Raw genomic sequence first — 25,332 nt, forward strand, 5'->3', positions numbered from 1 at the left:
ACGCATAACACCAGAATTTAAGATTCATGTCTAAATTTATAGATTATTTAAAAACCCGATCATTTAGAAACAATGTTTTAGCTGCTATTATTACTGTAGTGGTACTTTTGCTTATTGCTTTCTTTAGTTTAAGATATTACACCAAACATGGTGAAGGATTAAACGTACCAATGGTTAAAGGCTTAACATTTGAGCAGGCCGTTATTAAATTGGAAGAAGCCGGATTAAAGTACGAGGTTGATTCGGTTTATATTATGGATCAGCCCCCTGGCATCGTAATTGATCAAGATCCCGATCCCAATACTTTTGTAAAAGATAACAGAACGATATACCTGACGATTAATGCAGGTAAAACTCCAAACACTAAATTTCCCGATATTGAATTTAAATCTTTAAGAGAAGCACAAGCTATTATTGAAAGCTCTAGATTAAAATTAGGCGACACCACATACAAAGCCGATGTGAGCAGAGACGTGGTTTTACAGGCATCGTTTGGAGGCCAACCCATAAAAGTGGGACAAATTATCCCCGTTGGTTCGAGAATCGATTTAATATTGGGAGATGGCCGCGGAAGTGAAGAAGTAGATATCCCGCAATTGGTTGGCTTAACTATGGATGAAGCTAAATTTAGTTTAAAAGGATCCAATTTAGTTTTGGGAACAATCCTTTATGAAGGGCCGATTACTGATAGTGCCAATGCGATAATCATAAAACAAGATCCAATGCTTGTAGATTCATTAACCAAAGTTTCGATTGGAACACACATTAACATTACCCTATCTAACAAACAACAACCATAAATACGTAGAATACAAAAATGACTGAAGTAGAAAAAAAGAGCATGAGTGCGGGAAAAAAAATTACCCTTACCATAGCTGTTGTAGTTATATTAATTGCCGGGTATTTTGCCTTAAACCTGTATAAAGTTTACTTTGCCCCTAACGTAACCGAAAATCAAAAGTATTTATACATTAAAACTGGAAGTAATTTTGACACCTTAATTGAAGGTTTAAAGAAGAAGGATATTGTTAAAAGCATATCTTCTTTTACTACGGCTGCAGAAAAAATGAATCTCTCTGCAAATGTAAAACCTGGTCGTTATCGTTTAAAAAAAGGAATGACCAATCGCACTTTAATTAACATGATTAAAGCTGGTAATCAAGAACCTGTAAAACTGAAATTCCAAAACATCCGCAAAAAGGAAAATTTCGCGGCCTACTTAGCGAATAATCTGGAAGCCGATTCTTTAAGTTTCATCAACGTTTTAGATTCTGCTGCGCTGATTGGTAAATATGGCTTTAATGAAGATAATGTTTATGCCATGTTTATTCCAAACACTTATGAAATGTACTGGAATGTTTCTCCGGTTGATTTTTTTGAGCGCATGCATAAAGAGTATGATAAATTTTGGAATGCAGAGCGTAAACAAAAGGCAGCTGCTTTAAATTTAACTCCAGCCCAAGTTTACACTTTAGCATCTATTGTAGATGCTGAAGCGCTTTATGATAAGGAAATGCCAATTATTGCTGGCTTATATTTAAACAGATTAAACCGTGGTACCTTACTACAGGCTGACCCAACAGTAATCTTTGCCAATAACGATTTTACGGTAAAGCGTGTAACCAATAAACTCCTACAGGTTCAATCGCTATACAATACTTATAAGTATGTAGGCTTGCCACCAGGACCAATCATGATGCCGAGCATTAATGCCATTGATGCCGTTTTAAATCGAGATAAAAACGATTATATTTATATGTGTGCAAAAGAAGATTTCTCTGGCTTCCACAATTTCGCGGCTACAAAAGAACAGCATGAAATTAATGCAAAGAAATACCGCGAAGCCTTAAATAAAAGAAACATTTTTAAATAATGTATAGCCACAGTACAAAAATTAGGGTTCGTTACGGTGAAACAGACCAAATGGGCTATATGTATTATGGAAATTATGCACAGTATTATGAGGTTGGCCGAGTAGAAATGTTGCGAAGCCTAGGCATGAGCTATAGTTCTATGGAAGCTGAAGGCATTATGATGCCAGTATTGGAATTGAAATGCAAATATATTAAGCCTGCTCTTTACGACCAAGAAATTACAGTTAAAACCATAATTAAGGAATTGCCGGGAATAAGAATTTATTTCGAATACGAGTTGTATAATGAAAAGGAAGAACTGATCAACTTAGGCTCTACAACGCTTGTTTTTGTTGATATGAAAAAAAACAAACCAACAACTCCGCCGGTAAATTTTATGGATAAGCTTTCGGTATTTTTTAATTAATAGCTACAGATGGAATGGTTACACAGGCAACTACTTAAACTTAAAATTTATTCAAAATTTATTGAATGGACTAAGTTTTGTGTTTTACCTGGGTTTAGCCCGCTTCCTCTTTATACCGTTGCCACTTTCTTTTTTAGAGAAATTGGTAAAGATTCTTTGGTAAACAAATCCTCATCTTTGGCTTACAGTTTTATGCTGGCCATTTTTCCAGGGATAATATTTTTATTTACATTAATCCCTTTTATTCCAATTAAAGGTTTCCAGGATCAGTTATTAAGTTTAATTGAGCTTGTTCTCCCGCATAATGCTTATGATGCTTTTGAAACCACATTAAAGGATATCATTAAAAACCAAAATAGTCGTTTACTTTCCTTTGGTTTTTTCTCGGCCATTTTCTTTGCCACAAATGGAGTTAAGAATTTAATGAAAGCCTTTAATAAATCATCATTAATTATCGAAACCCGTGGCTGGCTCAAACAGCGCTTTATTGCACTAGTTTTAACTACGGTAATTTGCTTCTCTATTATCATCTGCATAAGCGCTATGGCACTTGGAGAAATCCTATTAACCTATATCAAAAATGAGCTTCATATTAAAGATAGCTTAGTTGTTTATGCAATTCAGTTTACGAGATGGGCATTGCTTGCAGCATTATATTTTATTACCATATCCATTTTATATCGATACGGTCCATCACATACCAAAAAATGGAGACTTTTTAGCGCTGGTTCTTGGTTGGCTACCATTTTGGCCTTTATCACAATCTGGGGATTTTCTTTTTACATTAACCACTTCGCTTCCTACAACAAAGTTTATGGCTCTATAGGAACTTTAATCGTTGTAATGATTTGGCTTTACCTAAATTCTTTAATACTTTTAATTGGCTTTGAGTTAAATGCAAGCGTAGATGTGAGTAAAAGAAGCGTTAAAATCATCCGTCCAACCTTCAATTTGTTCAAAAAAACAGCCCCAATTGAAGAAAATATCAGCAAGAAATAACTTTTTCTCTCTCTGTGTTAAGCCATTATCAACTTTTTATAAAAAAAAAGTCAACACAGTTTGCAGATTTAAATCGGATTTGTACTTTTGTCGCGGAGAGTTGGCAGAGTGGTCGATTGCGGCAGTCTTGAAAACTGTTGACTTGTTAAAGGGTCCGCGGGTTCGAATCCCCCACTCTCCGCACTAAAATGCTGCCCAATAGGGTAGCATTTTTTGTTTACACAATTTCTGAGCTCTACCCTGTAGTTTTAATTAAATCTATTTCAGGAAAAAATCCCAGAATCCACTTTGGCTCCGAACAACATGCTGTAAACCAGCACATTAATCACGGCATTTATTTTATATAAAATTTACTCAAAAAAATTGCAATAAAAGTTTGCAGTTTTAACTGGGATTTGTACTTTTGCGCCGGAGAGTTGGCAGAGTGGTCGATTGCGGCAGTCTTGAAAACTGTTGACTTGTCAAAGGGTCCGCGGGTTCGAATCCCCCACTCTCCGCACTTAAATGCTGCCCAATAAGGGTGGCATTTTTTGTTTTAAATATTTGTTTGATCGTATGGTTTTACAAATAAATTTACTGCTCATTAAAATAAACAACGACCTCCAATTGATTTTGTGAATATTCCCTGAAGACCATTCTTCCTGAAAGAAGATAAACGATAGAACGAAGCTTTTCTGCAAAATCCGTTCTGGGTACCAAAGGTCCACTAGGATCAAATGCAAAGCCATAAGTTAAGCTAATCACTTCATTATCCAATCTTCCTACACTCATGCTTAACCCTCTTAAAAGATCAATATCAATACAATCTAGTGTTTGTTGAGTAAGTCTGAAAATAGCAAGCTCCATTTCCTCGCTTAAATTATCAGGCAGTTTAATAAAATTACTAAAAGCCTCGTGACTTATAAATTTAAAGCGAGTAGAAAATAACTCCTTAAGTGCGGCAAAAAGACCAAATGTTTCATAAATTTTCGGTCTCAGTTCAAATGAAGCATTGCGGACCCGATCTAATGCATGTGAGATCTCTAACTGTAATTCGGAGCTAAGATTATGATCAGATTGACTTTTTAACTGGAATAAAAGCTGGGCTATATCATCGTAAAGAAATGATGCCAAATTCCCCTTTTCAATTTCCGAGTCTAAAAAAATAGCTTTGCGAAGATCTTCTTCCGTTTCTATTATTGGCTCTAAAGCTCTTGGTTGTAGTTTAGGAATTTCCATTTAAACTTCAAATTGCAAAAAATAATTAATAAATGAAAGCTTAAATTTACCAGAAATAAAAAATACCCTTAATTGGGTATGCAAAATATTTAGTTAAAAAGCTTCATCTGCACAAAACGGTAAAAAACTGAAAATTAAATATGATAAAGATTTCGTCTAAATAAATATTATCAGAATAATGGCCAAATAAAAAACTCCAGGCTTTTGGGACTGGAGTTTTTTAAAAGATCTTTCAAAGATTTAAGCTTGCGAGGTTCTTCTTTCTTCACTGCGTTTCAGCTGGGCATTTATTCTGGCCAAAACATCATAAATATCAAACGGCTTGCTAATGTAGTCATCTGCAAATGCATCAATAGCTTTTTGTTCGCTATTATTCTGAGCAGACATTACAATAATGGGAATGTGTTTTGTAAAAATATCAGTTTTTAAATCTTCACAAATTTCAGCGCCATTACCATCTGGCAACATCACATCTAATAAGAAAAGATCAGGCATAGCATCTTGAATATTTTTTTTCAATTCAGAGAATGATGATGATAATTGTAGTTCAAAACCTTCTTCTTTCAACAGAATCTCGATCACGTTTCTAATTTCTTGATCGTCTTCTAAAATGTGTATTCGTTTTTTTTCCATGTTCAAATTATACTTTTTGGTTTAGCTGCATAGATTGGAATTTCCTATACGATAGTTACAGTAACACCTAAACCCTCTAAATGTTTAACAATTTGTTCAGAAATTCCTTTATCTGTAATTATATGATCAATTTCTTCTAATCCGCATATTTTTCCGAATCCCCTTTTCCCGAATTTTGTTGAGTCGGCCAATACGATTGTTTTTTGCGAAACGCCGATCATTTTTCGATTAAGATGGGCCTCCATAGCATTGGTAGTCGTTAATCCGAAATCTAAATCAATTCCATCAACACCTAAAAACAGTTTGTTAAAATAAAAATCCTGCAAAACCTGCTCGGCGTAACTGCCCATTACAGATGATGAGCTTTTTCTCAATAAACCGCCCAATTGTATTACCTCAATGCTTGGCTCACGCATGAGCTCTAAAGCCACGTTTAATGCAGAAGTAACCACCGTTAAATTTGTGCCCGAAGCAATATTTTTTGCAAAATATAAAACAGTTGTACCCGAGGCAATCACAATGGAATCATTATCGTTGATTAGCGAAGCTGCAGCAATACCAATTTTGTTTTTTTCGGTAGATTGAATTTTTTCTTTTTCATTCACGGGTCGATCCACAGTATATGGATTATTTACTGTTGCACCGCCATGCGTTCGAAAAAGTAAGCTTTTATCTTCAAGTAGTTTTAAATCCTTTCTTATTGTTACAGATGACACTTTCAGTTCCTTACATAAATCTACAACATTAATATATTGATCCTTTTGCAATCGACTAAGTATAAACTGGTGCCTCTCAGCTAAATTCATCATAAACTTGTTATTATATAGTGTGCAAATTAGCAAATAAAATAATCACAAAAATATTTTCTAGGAATATTTAATCAAATTTTAACAAATTGATAATATTGTTTCGATAATAATTTTATATACTTGCGTATTGTTTCGTTTTATTATTTTTAAACATAAATGGAAAGATTACATCATACGATAATACCAGAAAGTAATAAATGGGACCTGATTATAATTGGTGGTGGCGCTACGGGTTTGGGTACTGCATTAGACTCTGCCAGTCGCGGATTTAAAACCCTGCTGGTAGAGCAGTCTGATTTTGCCAAAGGAACATCGAGCAGAAGTACAAAACTGGTGCACGGTGGAGTTCGTTATCTTGCTCAAGGCGATATAGGCTTAGTAAGACACGCATTAAAAGAAAGAGGCTTATTACAACAAAACGCAAACCATCTGGTAAACAAGGAAGAATTTATTATTCCATGTTATGATTGGTTTTCTGTTACCAAATATCTTGTAGGACTAACGCTTTACGATTGGCTTTCGGGTAAGTTTAGCTTTGGAAAATCTAAATTCTTTTCAGCGAAAGAAACCTTAAAAATAATGCCTGGAATTAAAGCTAAAGGCTTAAAGGGCTCTATTCGATATTTTGATGGAAAATTTGATGATGCAAGATTAGCCATAAACATTGCCCAGACAGCCATCGAAAATGGTGCTACGCTTCTAAACTATACAAAGGTTACCAATCTGATAAAAGATGCCGACGGCAAAATAAGCGGAATTGAAACAGAAGATATGTTAACGGGCAAAAAGAATTCCTTTAATGGAAAAGTAGTGATCAATGCAACGGGTGTTTTTGTAGATGAAATTTTGCACATGAACAATCCACATTCTAAAAAGATGGTACGGCCCAGCCAAGGCGTTCACATTGTGTTAGAAAAGAGTTTTTTAAATAGCGAATCTGCTTTGATGATTCCAAAAACTTCGGATGGCAGGGTTCTTTTTGCGGTACCTTGGCACAATCACCTATTGGTTGGAACAACGGATACACCATTAGATGAGCACAGTTTGGAGCCAAGGGCTCTGAAGCAAGAAGTCGATTTCATAATGAACACGGCTAGCACTTACTTTAATAAACCACCATTAGAAAGTGATATTTTAAGTGTATTTTCTGGCTTACGCCCTTTAGCAGCGCCAACAAGTGGAGATGGAAACAGTACGAAAGAAATTAGCAGAGATCATAAATTGATCGTATCAGCTAAGGGTCTAATTACAATAACAGGTGGAAAATGGACAACTTACAGAAGAATGGCAGAAGAAACTGTCGATTTAGCCATAAGCCATACTGGTTTAGAAACGAAAGCATGTGTAACTCAGAATTTAAAAATCCACGGAAGTACGGAGCAAAAAACTGAGAGCCATTTAAATATTTATGGTTCAGACCAATCTAAAATAGAAGATTTGATGGAGGCACAACCCGAATTAAAAGCTTTACTTCATCCTAAATATCCATATACCGAAGCAGAGGTTGTTTGGTCTGCACGACATGAAATGGCTGAAACTGTTGAAGATATTTTAAGCAGGCGATTAAGAATTTTATTTATCGATGCACATGTTGCGAAAGAAATGAGCCCAAAAGTTGCTTACTTGCTTGCGAAAGAATTAAATGCAGATAAGATGTGGGAAAACCATCAAATAGAAATTTTTAATAAATTAGCTGATGGCTATATCTACAATTCAAATCGGACCATCAAACAACCAGAATTAGCCAATTAAAACCTAACCAAATTTTAAATTATGAGTAAATATATCCTGTCTCTCGATCAGGGAACCACAAGTTCGAGGGCAATAATTTTTAATCACGACGGAGAAATCGTGGCAATAGCACAAAAAGAGTTTACACAAATATATCCGCAGGCAGGTTGGGTAGAACATGATCCTCTAGAAATATGGTCAACGCAGTTATCCGTTGCGGCAGAGGTAATAGTAAAAGCTGGTTTAACTGCAAAAGACATTAATTCTATTGGGATTACAAACCAAAGGGAAACAACCGTAATATGGGATAGGGAGACAGGACAGCCCATTTACAATGCGATTGTTTGGCAAGACAGAAGAACCTCTACCTATTGCGATGAGATAAAAAAACAAGGTTTATCAAAAAAAATACAGGATAAAACAGGCTTAATCATCGATTCCTATTTCTCTGCAACAAAAGCAAAGTGGATTTTAGAAAACATTGATGGTGCTAGAGAGAAAGCCGATGCAGGAAAACTTGCTTTTGGAACCATAGATAGTTGGCTGATCTGGAAATTAACCAACGGAAAGACGCATGTAACCGATGTAACAAATGCATCAAGAACAATGATGTATAACATCCATACTTTATCTTGGGATGATGAACTCTTAACACTCTTTGGAATTCCAAAACAGATGTTGCCAGAGGTTAAATCTTCAAGTGAAGTTTACGGAGAAACAGCGGGAAATATTCTTGCAGCGAAACTACCAATCGCCGGGATTGCAGGCGATCAACAATCTGCTTTATTTGGCCAAATGTGTACCGAAATTGGAATGGTCAAAAACACGTACGGTACAGGCTGTTTTATGCTCATGAACATTGGCAAAGAACCTAAAATATCAGCAAATAATCTTTTAACAACAATTGCATGGAAAATCAACAATGAAGTATTTTACGCTTTAGAAGGAAGTATTTTTATTGGAGGGGCAGTTGTGCAGTGGTTAAGAGATGAAATGGGTTTGATTTCCAAATCTGCTGATGTAGAAACCTTAGCTCAAAAAGTTAAAGATACCCAAGGTGTTTATGTGGTTCCGGCTTTTGCTGGTCTAGGTGCCCCACATTGGGATCAACATGCCCGTGGAACCATCACAGGCTTAACCAGAGGGACAAATAAATCGCACATTGCAAGAGCAGCCTTAGAAAGTATTGCTTACCAAACCATGGATGTTTTAAAAGCGATGGAAGCTGACGCAGGTGTTAGCATAGCAGAATTACGTGTGGATGGAGGTGCTACAGCAAATAATTTATTAATGCAGTTTCAGGCCGATCTATTAAATTGCAAAGTAATTAGGCCAGAAGTTACAGAAGTTACGGCCATTGGTGCTGCCTACCTAGCCGGATTGGCAACAGGTTTTTGGGAAAGTATAGATCAAATTAGATCGCAATGGAAAATAAACCAAACTTTTATAGCCGAATCAGGCATAAATAATACAGAAAGAATTAAGGGATGGAACAGGGCAATTAAGGCCGCTCGGGTAAACGCTGAAGACTAATATAACATATACTAACCAAATATATCATGACAGAATTTGTAGCAGAATTTATTGGCACAGCCCTTTTAATTCTATTGGGAAACGGCGTAGTTGCAAATGTGGTGCTAAAAGGAACAAAGGGAAACGATAGTGGCTGGATTGTTATTACAACTGCTTGGGCACTTGCTGTTTTTGTAGGCGTAGTAATTGCAGCTCCATACAGTGGGGCGCATTTAAATCCTGCCGTAACCATTGCTTTGGCGTTGGCACAAAAATTTGCCTGGATTAAAGTTCCGTATTATATTCTCGCCCAGTTATGTGGTGCGATTGTGGGTTCCTTTTTAGTCTGGATAATGTATAAAGATCATTTTGATGCAACCGAAGATCAGGGATTAAAGGCTGCTCCTTTCGCTACTTCGCCGGCAATTCGAAACTTAAAATCAAATCTATTTTCTGAAATTTTAGGAACATTTGTATTAATTTTTGTAATCTTCTATTTTACAAATGCAGAAATGGGAAGCGACAAAACTCCAATCGGGCTTGGTTCCTTAGGCGCAATTCCCGTAGCTTTTTTGGTTTGGGTAATCGGGTTGGCCCTTGGTGGTACAACAGGTTATGCAATTAATCCGATCAGAGATTTAGGTCCTCGTATTGTTCATGCCTTAATTCCAATGAAAGGAAAAGGAAGCAGCGATTGGGCATACTCTTGGGTACCCATTGTTGGGCCTATAATTGGTGCAACTTTGGCGGCACTATTATATCTGGCACTAAACATTTAATATTAAAAAAATATGAAGCACCTTATCTATACTTAGATAGGGTGCTTTTTTATGGAATATCTTTTTCCTATGTAGAATTATCAATTTCTCCAAGTGGAAATCCTCAATAAACCTATTGATTTAACCCCCACTACTTTAAATCTCAATCTTACCTTATATTAAAGCTGTAAAATTAATTATCTTTGAATTGAAGGACGAACAAAATCCTTTATAAAGCTTCTAACTAAACACCTACAATTGCAAGATTTTTTCCTCGTTATTGATACAGAAACCTCTGGTTTACCCAAAAACTGGAAAGCTCCGTATTCGAAGGAAAAAAACTGGCCTCACATAGTACAAATTGCCTGGATAATTTATGATTTTCAATATCAGGAAGTAAAACGTGAAAATCATTTTATTAAATCGGATGGTTTTACGATAGATAAGAGCGCCGAAAAAATTCACGGGCTTAGTGACGATTATTTAAAAAATCATGGCGAATCCCTGGATAAAATAATGAGTTTATTTTGCGATGATATAATTCGGTTTAATCCACTGATTATTGGACATTTTATCGAACTTGATTACCATATGGTTAATGTAGAGCTGTACAGACTGGGCAAAAAAAATGTTTTTCAAAATTCAACATTCTACTGCACAATGAAAACCAGCTCAGAATATGTAACCAATCCTTCTGTTAGCCACTTAAAATTGGATAAATTCTACACCCTATTATTCAACGAGGCGCCTTTACAAATTCATAATGCATTAGCTGATGCATTAAATACGGCCAAAATCTTTTTTTACCTAATCACTAATAAAAATATATCCTTAAATTCGGTGTACGAGCAGGAACACAGTTTTAATAAAGCAAAAGAAATTTCTAATAAACCCTCCTTAAAGCAAATTATACAGCGGTTATTCAATGGAAAATAGATTAGTAGATAAAATTTATACTTCAAGAATTGGTGATATCGCATTCAGAAAAATTGTGAGTTGCCTACCTCAAACACCAATTTTTGAAGTTGCTTTTAAAATGGCGGAGCACAAAACCAGTTGTTTGTTTATTAAGGATGAGCAAGATAATTTTCTGGGATTTGTAACAGATATCACCCTAAGAGATAAAGTAATTGCAAGACAATTAAATACTCAGCTGGCTATAAGAGAAGTGATGGATGTGAATATTGTAACCATTTCTCCAGATGCATTTGTTTATGAGGCGATTTTAATGATGTTCGGTAAAAAATCCCGTTATTTATTGGTTAATGACAATGGAAACTATCTTGGTTTTTTAAGTAGGAATAGACTTTTAAGCGAACAGGCAGAATCGCCATTGGTTTTTATTCAATCGGTTAAATCGGCAGTTAATACCACCGATTTAAAAAGCAAATGGCAAAAAGTACCTGGAATTGTTGCTCAACTATTGGAAAGAGGTGTTCACGCAAAAATTGTAAATGAAGTTGTTACTACCATTGCCGATACCATTTCATTAAAAATCATTGAAGAAGTAATCGCAAAGTTAGGGCCACCACCTGCAAAATTTGTTTTTATGGTTTTGGGCAGCGAAGGCAGAAAAGAGCTGAGCCTTAAAACCGATCAGGACAACGCAATTATTTACGAAGATACAACCGAAGAAGACCGTGCTGGTGTTCGTTCTTATTTCCTGGATTTTGCAGAACAGGTTTCTGATAAGCTGAATTACGTTGGTTTTGTTTATTGTGATGGTGATTACATGGCCTCTAATCCAAATTGGACACATTCTTTAGAACATTGGAAGTACAATTATAAAAATTGGATAGAGGAAGCCTTGCCAGAAGCAGCCGTAAAATTTGCAGCGTTTTTTGATTGTAGAGCCATTTATGGTGATTTAACCATAATGGAAAAATTGCGATCGTTTGTTGATGAAGAGCTTCAAAAACCGATAGAAAAATTCTATGTCTATTTGGCGAAAAATGCTTTGCTGTACGAACCTCCACTTACATATTTTAAACACATACGAACTCAAAAGATAGCAAAAAAGGAAGTATTCGATATTAAAACGGCAATGACTCCGATTGTAGATTTAGCAAGGGTTTACGCACTTCAAAATAGAATTTTTCAAAAGGAGAATACTGGAGAACGCCTAAAAACACTCAAAGATTTGGGTGTTTTTACAGAGCAACAATTTGATGAATTATCTCAGGCCTATTATTATTTAATGGGACTTAGGTTAAAACATCAGGCAAAACTTATTACCGAAGATCATATTGCTCCAAATAATTTTATCGAAATAGATGCTCTAACCAAGATAGAGAAAGTAACGTTGGTCGAGATCTTTAAAACGATTCTGAATTTTCAAAGTGGGATAAGGATGAAGTTTACCAATACTTTAGGTTAAAAATTCTTCAAATTGTATTTAACAAAAAAGGGCTCTGATATAAAATCAGAACCCTTTTTAAATATTATAATCGCGTAAGCGAGAATTTCTATTTTACTGCATCAATTACAGCTTTGAAAGCTTCAGGATGATTCATTGCTAAATCAGCTAATACTTTACGGTTTAAACCGATTTCTTTTGAAGCTAGTTTACCGATTAACTGAGAGTAAGAAATACCGTGCTGACGAGCACCTGCATTAATACGTTGGATCCATAATCCGCGGAATTCTCTTTTCTTAACTTTACGGTCACGGTATGCATATTGCAAACCTTTTTCTACTGTGTTTTTAGCAACAGTATAAACCTTACTTCTTGCTCCCCAATAACCTTTTGCAAGGTTAAGGATTTTTTTTCTTCTTCTTCTCGAAGCTACTGCGTTTACCGAACGTGGCATGTTGTTGTTGTTTTTTGGCAAGCGGCGTTCCGTTTAATCGGAAACTTTAAAGCCTGATACCTGGTGAAATTAATAAATTACTTTCCGATGCAAAGCATACGTTTAACGTTTCCTAAATCAGCGTCTGAAACTAGACTTGTTTGACCCAGTGCACGTTTACGTTTAGTGCTCATCTTTGTTAAGATGTGACTTTTGTATGCGTTGTTTCTTTTGATTTTACCTGTTCCAGTAAGCGAAAAACGCTTTTTAGCACTGGAATTGGTTTTCATTTTTGGCATAACCTGTTTTTTAATTTATAAACCTATTTTTATTTTTTCGCTACTTTAGGCGCAACTGTTAAGAACATACGTTTACCTTCTAACTTAGGTAACAACTCTACTTTCCCAACATCTTCCAAAGCCTGAGCAAATTTTAATAATAAAATTTCACCCTGTTCTTTGTAAACAATTGCTCTACCTTTAAAATGCACATAAGCTCTAACTTTTTCACCATTCTCCAAAAAGCTTATTGCATGTTTTAGTTTAAACTGAAAATCGTGGTCATTTGTATTAGGACCAAAACGAATTTCCTTAATTACAGTTTGTTTAGCATTTGATTTAATCTCTTTCTGCTTTTTCTTCTGCTCGTAAACAAACTTACTGTAATCAATAATTCTACAAACCGGTGGTACTGCATTTGGAGAAATCTCTACCAAATCCAATTCCAGTTCATCAGCAAGCGCCAAAGCTTTAGCCAAAGGATAAATCCCTGGTTCAACATTATCGCCAGCTAAACGCACTTCGGGCGATTTAATAAACTGATTAATGTTATGTTCTGCTTCTTTTTTCTTAAAAGGTGGACGTGGTCCCCTGTTAAATCCTGGTCTTCCTAATGCCAAATTTGTACTATTTAATTAAACTGTTATTTCTTTTATTAATAAATTGTTGAATTCCTCCAACGTCATTTCGCCTAAATCTCCCTCACCATGTTTACGAACCGAAACTTTTCCTTCGGCCATCTCTTTATCGCCGATAATGAGCATGTAAGGGATTTTTTTAACTTCCGCATCACGGATTTTGCGACCGATTTTCTCATCTCGAAAGTCAATCAGCCCGCGAATATCGGAATTATTTAGCTCATCTAAAACTTTTTTTGCATAATCTTCATATTTTTCTGAAATAGGAAGAATTGTAAACTGTTCCGGACTTAGCCATAAAGGGAAATTTCCGGCACAATGTTCAATTAAAACTGCAACAAATCGTTCTAAAGAGCCAAACGGTGCACGGTGAATCATCACTGGGCGATGCTTTAAATTATCGCTACCGGTATATTCCAATTCGAAACGTTCTGGCAAGTTATAATCTACCTGTATAGTTCCCAGCTGCCACTTTCTACCTAAAGCATCCTTAACCATAAAATCTAGCTTCGGACCATAAAAAGCTGCTTCACCATATTCTACAACTGTATTTAAACCTTTTTCTTCGGCAGCTTCTACAATTGCGCTTTCAGCAAGTTTCCAGTTTTCATCAGAACCGATATATTTAGATTTGTTATCTGGATCTCTTAACGAAATTTGAGCAGTATAGTTTTCAAAACCTAAAGATTTAAATACATAAAGCACTAAATCGATTACTTTTTTAAATTCATCCTTAACTTGCTCTGGCATGCAGAACAAATGTGCATCATCTTGGGTAAAGCCACGCACACGAGTTAAACCATGCAACTCGCCACTTTGTTCGTAACGATATACAGTACCAAATTCTGCGAAACGAACCGGAAGATCTTTATAAGAACGTGGTTTGAATTTATACATCTCACAGTGGTGAGGACAGTTCATCGGTTTTAAGAAGAACTCCTCTCCTTCTTGTGGAGTTTTTATCGGCTGGAATGAATCTTTACCATATTTATCCCAGTGACCTGAAGTAACATATAAATTTTTATTTCCAATATGTGGAGTAACCACTTGCTCGTAACCAGATTTTGATTGTGCCTTAGTTAAAAAATTAACTAAACGCTCACGCAAGGCAGTTCCTTTTGGCAACCACATTGGCAAACCAGCACCTACTTTTTCTGAGAACATGAACAATTCCAACTCCTTCCCCAATTTACGGTGATCGCGTTTTTTCGCTTCTTCGATCATCGCAAGGTACTCAGTAAGTTCACTTGCTTTAGGGAAAGTTACACCGTAAATACGGGTCAGCTGTTTTTTGGTTTCATCACCACGCCAATAAGCGCCGGCAACGTTCATCAGTTTTACGGCTTTAACAAAACCAGTATTTGGAATGTGCGGACCTCGGCATAAATCGGTAAATTTACCTTGAGTATAGAAAGTAATTTTTCCATCCTCCAAACCATCAATTAGGTCTAATTTATACTCATCACCTTTTTCGGTAAAGTATTTAATTGCATCAGCTTTGCTTACACTTTCGCGAGTAAAGGTTTCTTTTTGCTTAGCCAGCTCAATCATTTTGGTTTCTATGGCTTTGAAATCATCCGAAGAAAATTCTTTCTCTCCAAAATCTACATCGTAATAAAAACCTGTTTCAATTGCTGGGCCAATGCCAAATTTAGTTCCTGGATAAAGCGCTTCTAAAGCTTCGGCCATTAAGTGGGCGGATGAATGCCAGAAAGTTGTTTTGCCTTCCGCATCGTTCCAAGTTAAAAGTTTCACTGATGAATCTTCTTCGATTGGACGGGTTGAATCCCAAACTTGACCATTAACTTCTGCGGCTAATACGTTTCGAGCTAAACCTTCGGAAATTGACAATGCAATTTGATGGGCAGAAGTGCCCTTTTCGTACTGACGAACGGAGCCGTCAGGTAAAGTAATATTAATCATCTACAACTATGATTTTGTTCCTAATCCTTTGTTAAAACTTTGGAACGGTTTAAAAATATGGTGAATTCTAAATCACATACAAAGTGATTTTTATTTGGCGCAAAGATAGCGAAAGTTATTTGATTGGCTAAAATTTGGACAATTAATGTGTATAATCGTGATACAATTTAACTTATAGAATTTAAAAGGCCTGACAAGAGTATCTGTAAATTAAAGACTTGCAAAGTTTCCCATCACACTTTCCCTTGAAACTTCGTAAGTCGATATAAAAAAAGCCTGCACAAATTAATGGGCAGGCTTAAATATTGCTTGAATGAATAATTAGTTCATTCCGAAGGTTCTTATTTGTCCACCACCACCCGGAGGTCTGTTATTTCTAAAACGTTTCATCATGTTTTCCATTTTAGTTTTGTATTCCTCTTCGGTAATTAATTTAGCTTTTTTAGGGGCTGTAACATCTTTTGCACTTACATTTCTATATTCAATGCTTTTCGCAATAGAACTATTACCTCTACCTTCAATAGCTAGAACGGTTCCTTCTGTCCACATGTTAGGATTTGGAGAAAAGTTGAAGCCCAACTCGTTTGTGTACCAGATTTTGGTTTCTTCAACAACATTCTTATCCATATCCAAAAGCTTAATTGCTCTGGTTGATCTTACGATAACCTGCTTACAGGTAAAACCAAGAATTTTTTTAGTCGAATCTGTTTTAACAATTTCGATAGTTGGCGGTGCAACAGGTTTAGCTTTTGCTGTATCGCCAGGTGCTCTGTTCCCACCCATTCTCATAGATCCAATCGGACCACTTGTAGATAATGTTAATTTGCTCGGCATGTAATAAGTTGTATCGTTTAAATCGAAAACCTCTGTAAGTTTTTGATCTGCGAAGGTATAGTAATACTCACGATTACCACCACCGCCACCGAAACGCATCATCATACGACCCATTCCGCCTCCGTTTCCACCCCCACCAGCGCCATTACTGTCCTCAACTTCTTCTACTGGCATATAACTTGCATTAGTTGCCGTAAATAATAACTCGAAATTTGTCTTAACAGCTGAAGACATTCTAGCTTTCTGCTGATCAGTTAACTGAATACCACTTGCAGATGCCATAGCAGCAGGATCTACCGTTGTTTCAAATTGTATAGCTCCAGAGGTTTTCTTTTGTGCATCAGCTATGGATACAATTGAGAAAATACTCATTAAAGCAAAAATTAATTTTTTCATTATATGTTGTTTTATTGATTAGAGACTAAACTTGCAAAAAGGTTTAACAAAGGTATTGCAGATAAAACGTAAAGCTTGTTAATTTGTGTTAAATCTCTAGCAATCAGACGTAAAAAAACTGTTAGTATTCGGTACTTTCTAGCCAGCCATTACAAAGTACGTCTGCTATGTGCATTGTTTTAATCGGGAGATTATTCTTATCAATATAGCCTTGAAGATGTAAGAGACAGGATAAATCCGTCGAAATGATGTAATCTGCCTTTTGAGCCAACGCATGATTAACTTTTTGCTCTGCCATGGCCGATGAAATTGCATCGAACTTAACAGCAAAGGTTCCACCGAAACCGCAGCACATATCGGTGTCTTCCATTTCCAGCATTTCCAATCCGTGCACTTTTGAGAGTAACTGACGAGGTTCATCCTTAATCTTGCATTCCCTTAATGCGCTACAAGAATCGTGATAAACGGCCTTTCCTTCTAGCTCGGCTCCGAAATAATCCTTCTTGGCTACGTGAATCAAAAAATCAGAAAGTTCCCAAATGTTCGATTGCAAACTACGGCATTTATTATGGACGATTGTATTGGTAAACAAATCGTTATATCCACTTTTAATCATTCCTACGCATGATGCTGAAGGTGCGACCACATAGGTATTTTCGGTAAAATCATTTAAAAACTTTGTCCCCACTTCTTTTGCTTCATCCCAATAACCAGCGTTATAAGCAGGCTGACCGCAACAAGTTTGTTTTGAGTTGTATTCTACCTTACAACCAGATTTCTCTAATAATCTTAAAGTGTTAAAAGCGGTTTCTGGATATAATTGATCGACAAAACAGGGCACAAATAATTCTACTTTCATAATAATCTTCAGGCTACAAACTTACGATTTTAGCAATTCTTTGCGTTCGATTTTTCGTAAAAGCACCAAAAAGATTAAGCCAACGATAAAAAATGAAGCCAATGCGATGATTGATTGACGCATATTATGTGTGAGCCCTTCTATCGAAGCAAAACTAAATAACCCAATAACAATGGCTAATTTTTCGGTGGCATCGTAAAAACTAAAAAAGGAGGCAGTATCTGTGGTGTGTTCTGGAATATGTTTAGAATACGTAGATCGAGATAATGATTGGATTCCGCCCATAATTAGGCCTACTATGGCAGCTAAACTATAAAATTGATATTCATTAACAATAGAATAACCATAAATACAGCATCCTATCCAAACCAATACAACAATTATAAGAACATTTACATTGCCCCATTTCTTTGCCAAAAGCGACATTAGCCATGCGCCTAAAATCGCAACCAATTGAATGATTAAAATAACCGCAATTAAACTTCCAGATTCTAATTTTAGCACTTTTGCACCAAAACCTGCTGCAGCTAGCATAATGGTCTGCACACCCATCGAATAAAAAAAGAAGGCAATTAAGTAGGTTTTTAAAAACTTCATTTTCCTTAACTGATTCCAGACCTTTACAAATTCGCCGAAGCTAACCTTAATAATACCTTCACCAACAAAACTTGTATTAGGCACATCTTTGGGCAATACCTTAAAAGGAATTTGCGCAAATAAGAACCACCAGATACCAACTAAAAGAAAAGAAATTTGAGCTGGTAGCGATTTATCGGTTATGCCAAAAATTTCTGGTTTCAGTACAAATACAAAACATATCAACTGCAAGATTACGCTTCCGATATAGCCATACGAAAACCCCTGAGCACTTACCTTATCCTGATTTTCTGTTGAAGCAATTATTGGCAAATAAGCATTGTTAAACATTACGCCACCTACATAGCCCATTGCAGCCAAAACAAAGCAAATAATTCCCGCTTCCAAAGTTTCTAATTTGAAGAAAAACAAACCCATACAGGCAAACGAGCCAATGTAGGTAAACAATTTCATGAAAAATTTCTTCTTCCCCTTTGCATCGGCATAGGAAGATAATATTGGCAACAAAACCACCATTACCAAATAAGCAAAGGCCAATGCATAATTAGAGAGTACAGTGTTTATAAAGGTTTTGCCAAAAAATGTAACCTCATCTCCATGTTCTTTTGTTGTGGTAATGGCAACATAGTAAACCGGAAAAATTGTTGAAGTAATAACCAAGTTATAGGCAGAATTTGCCCAATCGAAAAAAGCCCAGGAGCGGATGGTTTTCTTATTGTCTTTTTCTATCATTTGTATTTAAAGCGGTTAACGGTTTGATGTGGTTAGTTGGTTAACTGTTAAATAAATTAACCAAACACTGGCTAAAGATAATACTTCTTCCCATCAGATTTTATCTTGCCGGCATCTAATAATTCTCGGATGGCTTCTATCCTATCATTTTCATTTCCGATTTTAATATTGGATACCAGATCATCTAAGCCTAACGCTTGTTGCTGTAACAAAGAAATGATTTCGAAATCGAGCTGATCGTTAATCTGATTTTCATTTTGGGCTCGCTTTTCTGCTAAACAAACATCGCAAACCCCACATTTTGTAGCGTTGTGTTCATCAAAATAATTAAGCAACTGAATGCTTCTACAAATATGCGATGATGCGTAGGCAACAACAGCATTGACTTGCTTTAGCAGGATTTCTTTTCTTAGTTCGAGGTACTTAAAATCGACATCGAAGTGATCCATATCTACCCGCGGGCGAACATATTGCAATTGTGGCTGATCTGTTTGCTGAATGTAGGTAAGCATTTCTATCGACTGCAATTTATTTAGCAAGGCGATTACATCTTTGTAGGAGATTCCGATTTTCTTCGCTAAATCTGCTTCATTTATTTTTACGAAACCATCAAATGCGCCACCATGAGAACGAAGTATAGTTTTAATTACATTATCATAAGCTTTATTTTCTATTTGAAAGCGATAAACATCTTCATGACTTACAACAAACATCATTCTTGAGGGCAGGAAAACACTTTCTGATAAGGTAATATAGCCATCGTGCTCTAAAAATTTCAACGAAGAAATCGTTTTTAAAACACTAATATTAAATCGTTTACAAAAATCGGCTATATCGAAAGTAAAAGTTAATCCTTCTCCGGCGCCAAAAGCCAACTGAAAATAATTACCTAAATAATGATAGGTTTTTCTAATGTCATCACTCGAAGGAAAACTATTAATGTATCTTGCTTCCAAACTCAAAACATCAGATTGATTGGCCAACAAAACGGCGTAACTTCGTTTTTCATCTCTACCGGCTCTTCCTGCCTCCTGATAGTAGGCCTCCAAACTTTCGGGCAAATCTAAATGGACAACGGTTCTAACATCGGCCTTATCTATTCCCATACCGAAGGCATTGGTAGCCACCATAATTCTGGTTTTATTCTGCTTCCATTCTTCCTGTTTTTTAAATCTCAGATCACGTTCTAAACCGGCATGATAAAAATCAGCCTTAATCTGGTTGCGATTAAGAAAATTAGAAACCTCTGCAGTTTCCCTTCTGTTGCGAACGTAAACCAGTCCTGTTCCATTTACATTTCTGCAAATATCAATCAGTTTTTTATATTTATCTTCTTGATTAAAAACAACATAAGACAAATTATCTCGAGCAAAACTTTTAACAAAAATCTGTGGATCTTTCATTTCAAGCTTATTCAAAATGTCTTTTCGAACAAATTCTGTGGCTGTTGCAGTTAATGCCAAAACCGGAACATCGGGGTGGATCTCTCTCAGTTTGGCAATCTGCTGGTATGGAGGACGGAAATCATAACCCCACTGAGAAATACAGTGTGCCTCATCAACTGCGATAAGATTAACATTCATGTAAGAAATCCGCGTTCGAACCAGATCAGAAAGCAACCGCTCTGGCGATAAATAAAGGAATTTTATTTTACCATAAATACAGTTATCGAGTAAAATATCGATTTCGCGCTTCCCCATTCCTGCGTAAATGGCTATCGCTTCAATTCCTTTTGATTTAAGATTTTCAACCTGATCCTTCATCAAAGCAATTAGTGGAGAAACTACAATACAAATGCCCTCTTTAACTAATGCGGGCACTTGAAAACAAATAGATTTTCCACCTCCAGTTGGAAGAAGTGCCAAACTATCATTTCCTTCTAAAACCGAAGTAATAATATCCTGTTGTAAGGGCCTAAAAGCTGAGTGTCCCCAATATTTTTGTAAAATCTCTATTGCTGTCATAAATCGGCAGTATCAAAACTATACATTTAATCTAAAATCGCCATCTATTATTACTGGATTTAGAAAAAATTATCTTTAAGAAAGATTGTTAACTTTGTTAAATAAGACAGATTAAATGTTAGAAACACAATTTTCAGATATTGTTAGCTTAATTAAACATGCAAGAACGATTGCCCTAAAAACTGTAAATTCTACACTAATTAATCTTTATTGGAACATTGGCGAATACATTCACATTCGAATTAAAAATGCAGAATGGGGCCAATCTGTTGTAAAACAATTGGCAGAGTTCTTAGCTGTAACTGAACCAGGTTTAAAGGGTTTTTCTGATAAGAATTTGTGGCGCATGAAACAGTTTTATGAGACTTACAAAGATGTTCCAAAACTCTCGCCACTATTGAGGGAAATTAGCTGGTCGCACAATTTAGCTATCTTTTCAAGATGCAGTACAATTGAGGAGCAAGAATTTTATTTAAGATTATCAAAAAAGGAAAATTATTCATTTCGCGAGTTAGATAGACAAATTTCAGCTGGTTTATTTGAAAGAACAATTATTGGAAACACAAAACTCTCAACAGTGTTGAGAGAAATGCATACCGAGATTGAAGGCAATTTTAAAGATAGTTATGTGTTCGAGTTTCTAAATCTTCCAGAACCACATAATGAAAGTGACTTACAAAAAAGACTAATTCAAGAAATGAAAAACTTCATTCTTGAGCTTGGTAAAGATTTCCTGTTTATCAGCGAAGAATATAAAATTCAGGTTGGAAATAGCGATTTCTATATTGACTTACTTTTTTATCACCGAGGATTGCAATGTTTAGTTGCATTTGAATTGAAAGTTGACAAATTTAAACCTGAACACCTAGGACAGCTGAATTTTTATTTGGAAGCACTAGATCGGGATGTTAAGAAAAAGAACGAAAATCCAAGCATTGGCATTTTGCTTTGTAAAGATAAAGACAATGAAGTTGTTGAATATTCTTTAAGCAGAAGCTTATCACCAACACTCGTTTCAGAATACAAAACCCAACTTCCAGATAAAAAACTATTGCAAAGAAAAATTCACGAATTATTTAAATAATTATTAAAGTCGTTAATGAAAAAACTCTACATACTTTCCGCTCTGTTACTTATAGTTCTTACCTCAAATGCCCAAGAAAAGAAATGGGACGTAGAAAAATATCAAGGTACTACAAAAACCATCAACGTAAATACGGATGAAGGTACGTGGATGAATCTCGACGTAAGCCCTGATGGACAAGAAATTGTTTTCGATTTGCTTGGCGATATTTATTCAATGCCTTTTAGCGGAGGTGTTGCAAAATTAATTAGTGGTGGCATCGCCTGGGATGTTCAACCCAGATTTAGCCCCAATGGAAAATACATCTCTTATACCAGCGATAAAAGTGGTGGCGACAATATCTGGATTATGAACCGGGATGGTTCCAACAAAAAGCAGGTTACCAAAGAAAGCTTTAGATTATTAAATAATGCCACTTGGATGCCCAACAGCGAATATTTGGTTGCTCGGAAACATTTTACGGCAAGCCGATCTTTAGGGGCAGGCGAAATGTGGATGTACAGCATAAACGGTGGCGATGGCGTACAGCTTACAAAACGAAAAAATGACCAACAAGATGCAGGAGAGCCAAATGTTTCTCCAGATGGGAGGTTTTTATATTTCAGTGAAGATGTAAGTCCTGGACCTAATTTCGAATATAGCAAAGATCCAAATGGAACCATTTACGCCATTCGTCAATTAGATTTAACAACTGGAAAATTAACAACTTTAATTAACGAACAAGGCGGTGCATGCAGACCCCAGGTTTCTCCGGATGGAAATTTAATTGCTTTTGTAAAACGCGTTCGTTTAAAATCGACACTTTACGTTCAGAATATTAAAACTGGCGAAGAATGGCCGGTGAATGAAGATTTATCTCACGATCAGCAAGAAACTTGGGCAATTTTTGGAGTTTATCCAAACTTTGCGTGGACACCAGATAGCAAAGCCCTGGTTTTTTATGCTAAAGGAAAAATCAGAAAGACAGAAGTTGGAACGCTAATTAACAGCGATATTCCGTTTCAGGCGAATACCATTCAAACCGTTCAAAAGGCTTTGCATTTCGAACAACAGGTTTTCAGTAATGATTTTTCTGCAAAAATGCTGCGACAGTTAACAACATCACCAGATGGAAAAACGATTGTATTTAACGCAGCTGGTTATCTTTATAAGCAGGAAATGCCAAACGGTACCCCAGAGAGACTAACCAATGGTTTAGATTTTGAGTTCGAACCGAGTTTTAGTCCTGATGGTAAATTTGTAATCTTTACAACATGGAGTGATGAGCTGCGTGGTGCCATTAAACGAGCGGATTTAAAATCTGGCAAAACCATTACGCTAAGCGATGAAAAAGGTTTTTATTATTCGCCACAATACTCTACCAAAGGCGATAAAATTGTTTTCAGAAAAGGTAGTGGAAATGATGTTTTAGGTTATAATTATGGCAGAGGAACAGGAATTTTTGTTATGCCAGCAAATGGTGGTTCTAAAATTTTGGTGTCAGAAAATGGAATCAGACCACAGTTTAACAATACCGATACCAGAATTTATTTTCAAAGTTATGCTGACGGGAAAAAGGCTTTAAAGAGTATAGATTTAAATGGCGCTAATGAAAGAACACATTTCACATCTCAATATGCTAATCAATTTGTAATTAGCCCCGACAATAAGTGGTTGGCATTTAATGAGCTCTTTAATGTTTACATCACACCGATGATTAACGTTGGAACAGCTCAAGATGCTTCTGCGGGCAATAAATCAATTCCTGTAGCAAAAGTAACCACCGATGGCGGAACTTATATACAATGGAGTGCAGATAGTAGATATTTACATTGGACGTTAGGTCCAAAATACTTCACGGTTGATGTAAATGGTGCCTTTAATTTTGATGGAACAACACCAAAAACAGAAGCTTCATCAACAGATATAAACTTAACCTTAAAAAGCGATGTTCCGACGGGAATAATTGCCTTGAAGGGAGCACGGATTATTTCGATGAAAGGTGATGAAGTAATTGAGAACGGAACAATTTTAACAGATGGAAATAAAATTACAGCAATTGGCAAAGCAGATGCAATCACCATTCCGGCAAATGCCAAAGTAATTGATGTAAATGGAAAAACCATAATGCCAGGAATTATTGATGTTCATGCGCATCTACGCACCAGTCCTGATGGAATTACGCCACAGGCAGATTGGAGTTATATGGCAAACTTGGCTTTTGGAGTTACAACTTCTCATGATCCTTCTAGCAATACAGAAATGGTTTTCAGTCAAAGCGAAATGTTAAAAGCCGGTAGAATGGTCGGGCCAAGAGTTTACTCAACAGGTTCGATTTTGTATGGAGCAGATGGCGATTTTAAAGTGGTAATAAATAGTTTAGATGATGCTTTGGCAAATCTTCGCAGGTTAAAAGCTGTAGGTGCATTTTCAGTTAAATCTTACAATCAGCCAAGAAGAGAGCAACGCCAACAAATATTGGAAGCGGCCAGACAGCTGAAAATGGAAGTGGTTCCTGAAGGTGGTTCAACATTTTTTACCAACATGAACATGATCGCCGATGGGCATACCGGGATTGAACATAGTATTCCGGTTTTACCAGTTTATAAAGATGTTATAAATTTCTGGAACAGTACCGAGGTTGGCTATACACCAACCTTAATTGTTGCCTACGGTGGCCAATGGGGTGAAAATTATTGGTATGATAGGACGAATGTTTGGGAAAACGAGAAGCTAATGACTTATACTCCACGTTCCATAATTGATTCGAGAGCGAGACGTAGAACAACTTCAGAGTATAGCGATTATAACCATATTGACATTGCAAAGGCAGCCAAACAGATTGCAGATGGCGGTACAAAAGTAAATTTAGGCGCCCACGGACAAATTCAGGGTTTGGGTGCACATTGGGAACTATGGATGCTGGTTCAGGGTGGATTTTCTCCCCTTCAGGCCATTAGAGCAGCAACATTAAATGGCGCTTCTTATTTAGGAATGAATAAGGAAATAGGATCTTTAGAGATTGGCAAACTTGCGGATTTGGTTATTATGGATGCGAATCCATTAGATGATATCCGAAATTCAGAAAAGATTAAATATGTTATGATTAATGGTCGACTTTACGATAGCGCTACGCTAAACGAAGTAGGAACTAGAGAAAAATTGCGCAACAAATTGTGGTTCGAAAATGCGAAAGGAAACGGTTATATCGTTCCTGTAGGAGAATCGGAAACTTGGACTTTTACTGTTCCACATTGCGATTAAATTAGTTGCTTTACCATGTAAGGAATGTAAGCTTCATTTAAGCTCAAAGTCTTAT

Annotated in this window: 22 protein-coding genes and 2 tRNA genes; 13 read left to right on the forward strand and 11 right to left on the reverse strand. The window is 36.3% G+C overall.

Annotation, left to right across the window (positions count from 1 at the left end; genetic code table 11):
• Window positions 1–26 precede the first annotated feature (26 nt).
• The 6 genes from DF947_RS03185 (at window position 27) to DF947_RS03210 (ending at window position 3,776) form a co-directional block, all read left to right on the forward strand.
• Window positions 27–800, forward strand: coding sequence for a PASTA domain-containing protein (locus tag DF947_RS03185; RefSeq protein ID WP_109928218.1), 774 nt, complete (start codon window positions 27–29; stop codon window positions 798–800).
• Between the two features lie 17 nt (window positions 801–817).
• The gene (mltG, locus tag DF947_RS03190) at window positions 818–1,873 is read left to right on the forward strand and encodes an endolytic transglycosylase MltG (RefSeq protein ID WP_109928219.1); all 1,056 of its coding nucleotides are present in this window, start codon (window positions 818–820) and stop codon (window positions 1,871–1,873) included.
• Window positions 1,873–2,280 (forward strand): acyl-CoA thioesterase, encoded by a 408-nt coding sequence (locus DF947_RS03195; RefSeq protein WP_109928220.1) that lies wholly within the window; start codon window positions 1,873–1,875, stop codon window positions 2,278–2,280. Before mltG ends, DF947_RS03195 begins: the two co-directional genes overlap by 1 nt.
• Before the next feature lie 9 nt (window positions 2,281–2,289).
• Window positions 2,290–3,279: a YihY/virulence factor BrkB family protein gene (locus tag DF947_RS03200; RefSeq protein WP_109928221.1), complete on the forward strand. Its 990-nt coding sequence runs from the start codon at window positions 2,290–2,292 to the stop codon at window positions 3,277–3,279.
• A gap of 94 nt (window positions 3,280–3,373) precedes the next feature.
• Window positions 3,374–3,460 (forward strand) — tRNA-Ser (locus DF947_RS03205).
• A gap of 229 nt (window positions 3,461–3,689) precedes the next feature.
• Window positions 3,690–3,776: transfer RNA gene (locus DF947_RS03210), tRNA-Ser, on the forward strand.
• Window positions 3,777–3,852: 76 nt separating this feature from the next.
• Here DF947_RS03210 and DF947_RS03215 read toward each other — a convergent pair.
• The 3 genes from DF947_RS03215 to DF947_RS03225 form a co-directional block, all read right to left on the reverse strand.
• Complete coding sequence (locus DF947_RS03215) at window positions 3,853–4,497, reverse strand: sensor histidine kinase (RefSeq protein WP_109928222.1); 645 nt, start codon at window positions 4,495–4,497, stop codon at window positions 3,853–3,855.
• A 240-nt stretch (window positions 4,498–4,737) separates the two neighbouring features.
• The gene (locus DF947_RS03220) at window positions 4,738–5,130 is read right to left on the reverse strand and encodes a response regulator transcription factor (protein ID WP_109928223.1); all 393 of its coding nucleotides are present in this window, start codon (window positions 5,128–5,130) and stop codon (window positions 4,738–4,740) included.
• A 44-nt stretch (window positions 5,131–5,174) separates the two neighbouring features.
• Window positions 5,175–5,939 (reverse strand): DeoR/GlpR family DNA-binding transcription regulator, encoded by a 765-nt coding sequence (locus tag DF947_RS03225; RefSeq protein ID WP_109928224.1) that lies wholly within the window; start codon window positions 5,937–5,939, stop codon window positions 5,175–5,177.
• Between the two features lie 156 nt (window positions 5,940–6,095).
• On the opposite strand from DF947_RS03225, the gene DF947_RS03230 reads away from it, so the two are divergent.
• The 5 genes from DF947_RS03230 (at window position 6,096) to DF947_RS03250 (ending at window position 12,317) form a co-directional block, all read left to right on the forward strand.
• Complete coding sequence (locus DF947_RS03230; protein WP_109928225.1) at window positions 6,096–7,691, forward strand: glycerol-3-phosphate dehydrogenase/oxidase; 1,596 nt, start codon at window positions 6,096–6,098, stop codon at window positions 7,689–7,691.
• Between the two features lie 21 nt (window positions 7,692–7,712).
• Window positions 7,713–9,203: a glycerol kinase GlpK gene (glpK, locus tag DF947_RS03235; protein ID WP_109928226.1), complete on the forward strand. Its 1,491-nt coding sequence runs from the start codon at window positions 7,713–7,715 to the stop codon at window positions 9,201–9,203.
• A 26-nt stretch (window positions 9,204–9,229) separates the two neighbouring features.
• Window positions 9,230–9,961, forward strand: coding sequence for an MIP/aquaporin family protein (locus DF947_RS03240; protein ID WP_109928227.1), 732 nt, complete (start codon window positions 9,230–9,232; stop codon window positions 9,959–9,961).
• Window positions 9,962–10,198: 237 nt separating this feature from the next.
• The gene (locus tag DF947_RS03245; protein ID WP_158526220.1) at window positions 10,199–10,876 is read left to right on the forward strand and encodes a 3'-5' exonuclease; all 678 of its coding nucleotides are present in this window, start codon (window positions 10,199–10,201) and stop codon (window positions 10,874–10,876) included.
• Window positions 10,866–12,317: a DUF294 nucleotidyltransferase-like domain-containing protein gene (locus DF947_RS03250; RefSeq protein ID WP_109928229.1), complete on the forward strand. Its 1,452-nt coding sequence runs from the start codon at window positions 10,866–10,868 to the stop codon at window positions 12,315–12,317. Before DF947_RS03245 ends, DF947_RS03250 begins: the two co-directional genes overlap by 11 nt.
• Window positions 12,318–12,405: 88 nt before the next feature.
• Here the strand turns inward: DF947_RS03250 and rplT are convergent, their stop codons facing one another.
• The 8 genes from rplT to DF947_RS03290 all read right to left on the reverse strand — a co-directional run bounded on the left by rplT (window position 12,406) and on the right by DF947_RS03290 (window position 20,950).
• Window positions 12,406–12,750, reverse strand: coding sequence for a 50S ribosomal protein L20 (rplT, locus tag DF947_RS03255; RefSeq protein WP_025144714.1), 345 nt, complete (start codon window positions 12,748–12,750; stop codon window positions 12,406–12,408).
• A gap of 77 nt (window positions 12,751–12,827) precedes the next feature.
• Window positions 12,828–13,028 (reverse strand): 50S ribosomal protein L35, encoded by a 201-nt coding sequence (gene rpmI / locus DF947_RS03260; protein WP_109924531.1) that lies wholly within the window; start codon window positions 13,026–13,028, stop codon window positions 12,828–12,830.
• Window positions 13,029–13,057: 29 nt separating this feature from the next.
• Entirely contained in the window at window positions 13,058–13,627 is a 570-nt protein-coding gene (gene infC / locus DF947_RS03265; RefSeq protein WP_109928230.1) for a translation initiation factor IF-3, read from the reverse strand.
• A gap of 15 nt (window positions 13,628–13,642) precedes the next feature.
• On the reverse strand, window positions 13,643–15,568 hold the full coding sequence (thrS, locus tag DF947_RS03270) for a threonine--tRNA ligase (RefSeq protein ID WP_109928231.1): 1,926 nt from the start codon (window positions 15,566–15,568) through the stop codon (window positions 13,643–13,645).
• A 321-nt stretch (window positions 15,569–15,889) separates the two neighbouring features.
• Window positions 15,890–16,798 (reverse strand): hypothetical protein, encoded by a 909-nt coding sequence (locus tag DF947_RS03275; RefSeq protein ID WP_109928232.1) that lies wholly within the window; start codon window positions 16,796–16,798, stop codon window positions 15,890–15,892.
• 121 nt (window positions 16,799–16,919) lie between these two features.
• Window positions 16,920–17,657 (reverse strand): (Fe-S)-binding protein, encoded by a 738-nt coding sequence (locus DF947_RS03280; RefSeq protein WP_109928233.1) that lies wholly within the window; start codon window positions 17,655–17,657, stop codon window positions 16,920–16,922.
• A 21-nt stretch (window positions 17,658–17,678) separates the two neighbouring features.
• Window positions 17,679–18,986, reverse strand: coding sequence for an MFS transporter (locus tag DF947_RS03285; RefSeq protein WP_205940725.1), 1,308 nt, complete (start codon window positions 18,984–18,986; stop codon window positions 17,679–17,681).
• Window positions 18,987–19,057: 71 nt separating this feature from the next.
• A complete protein-coding gene (locus tag DF947_RS03290) occupies window positions 19,058–20,950 on the reverse strand; it encodes a RecQ family ATP-dependent DNA helicase (RefSeq protein ID WP_109928235.1) in 1,893 nt (630 codons plus the stop codon).
• 115 nt (window positions 20,951–21,065) lie between these two features.
• Here DF947_RS03290 and DF947_RS03295 point away from each other — a divergent pair, with 115 nt between their 5' ends.
• Window positions 21,066–22,034 (forward strand): PDDEXK nuclease domain-containing protein, encoded by a 969-nt coding sequence (locus tag DF947_RS03295; RefSeq protein ID WP_109928236.1) that lies wholly within the window; start codon window positions 21,066–21,068, stop codon window positions 22,032–22,034.
• Between the two features lie 15 nt (window positions 22,035–22,049).
• Window positions 22,050–25,277 (forward strand): amidohydrolase family protein, encoded by a 3,228-nt coding sequence (locus tag DF947_RS03300; RefSeq protein ID WP_109928237.1) that lies wholly within the window; start codon window positions 22,050–22,052, stop codon window positions 25,275–25,277.
• Window positions 25,278–25,332: the final 55 nt, after the last annotated feature.

The organism is Pedobacter paludis (assembly GCF_003173575.1).
In the GTDB taxonomy this organism is placed as follows: domain Bacteria; phylum Bacteroidota; class Bacteroidia; order Sphingobacteriales; family Sphingobacteriaceae; genus Pedobacter; species Pedobacter paludis.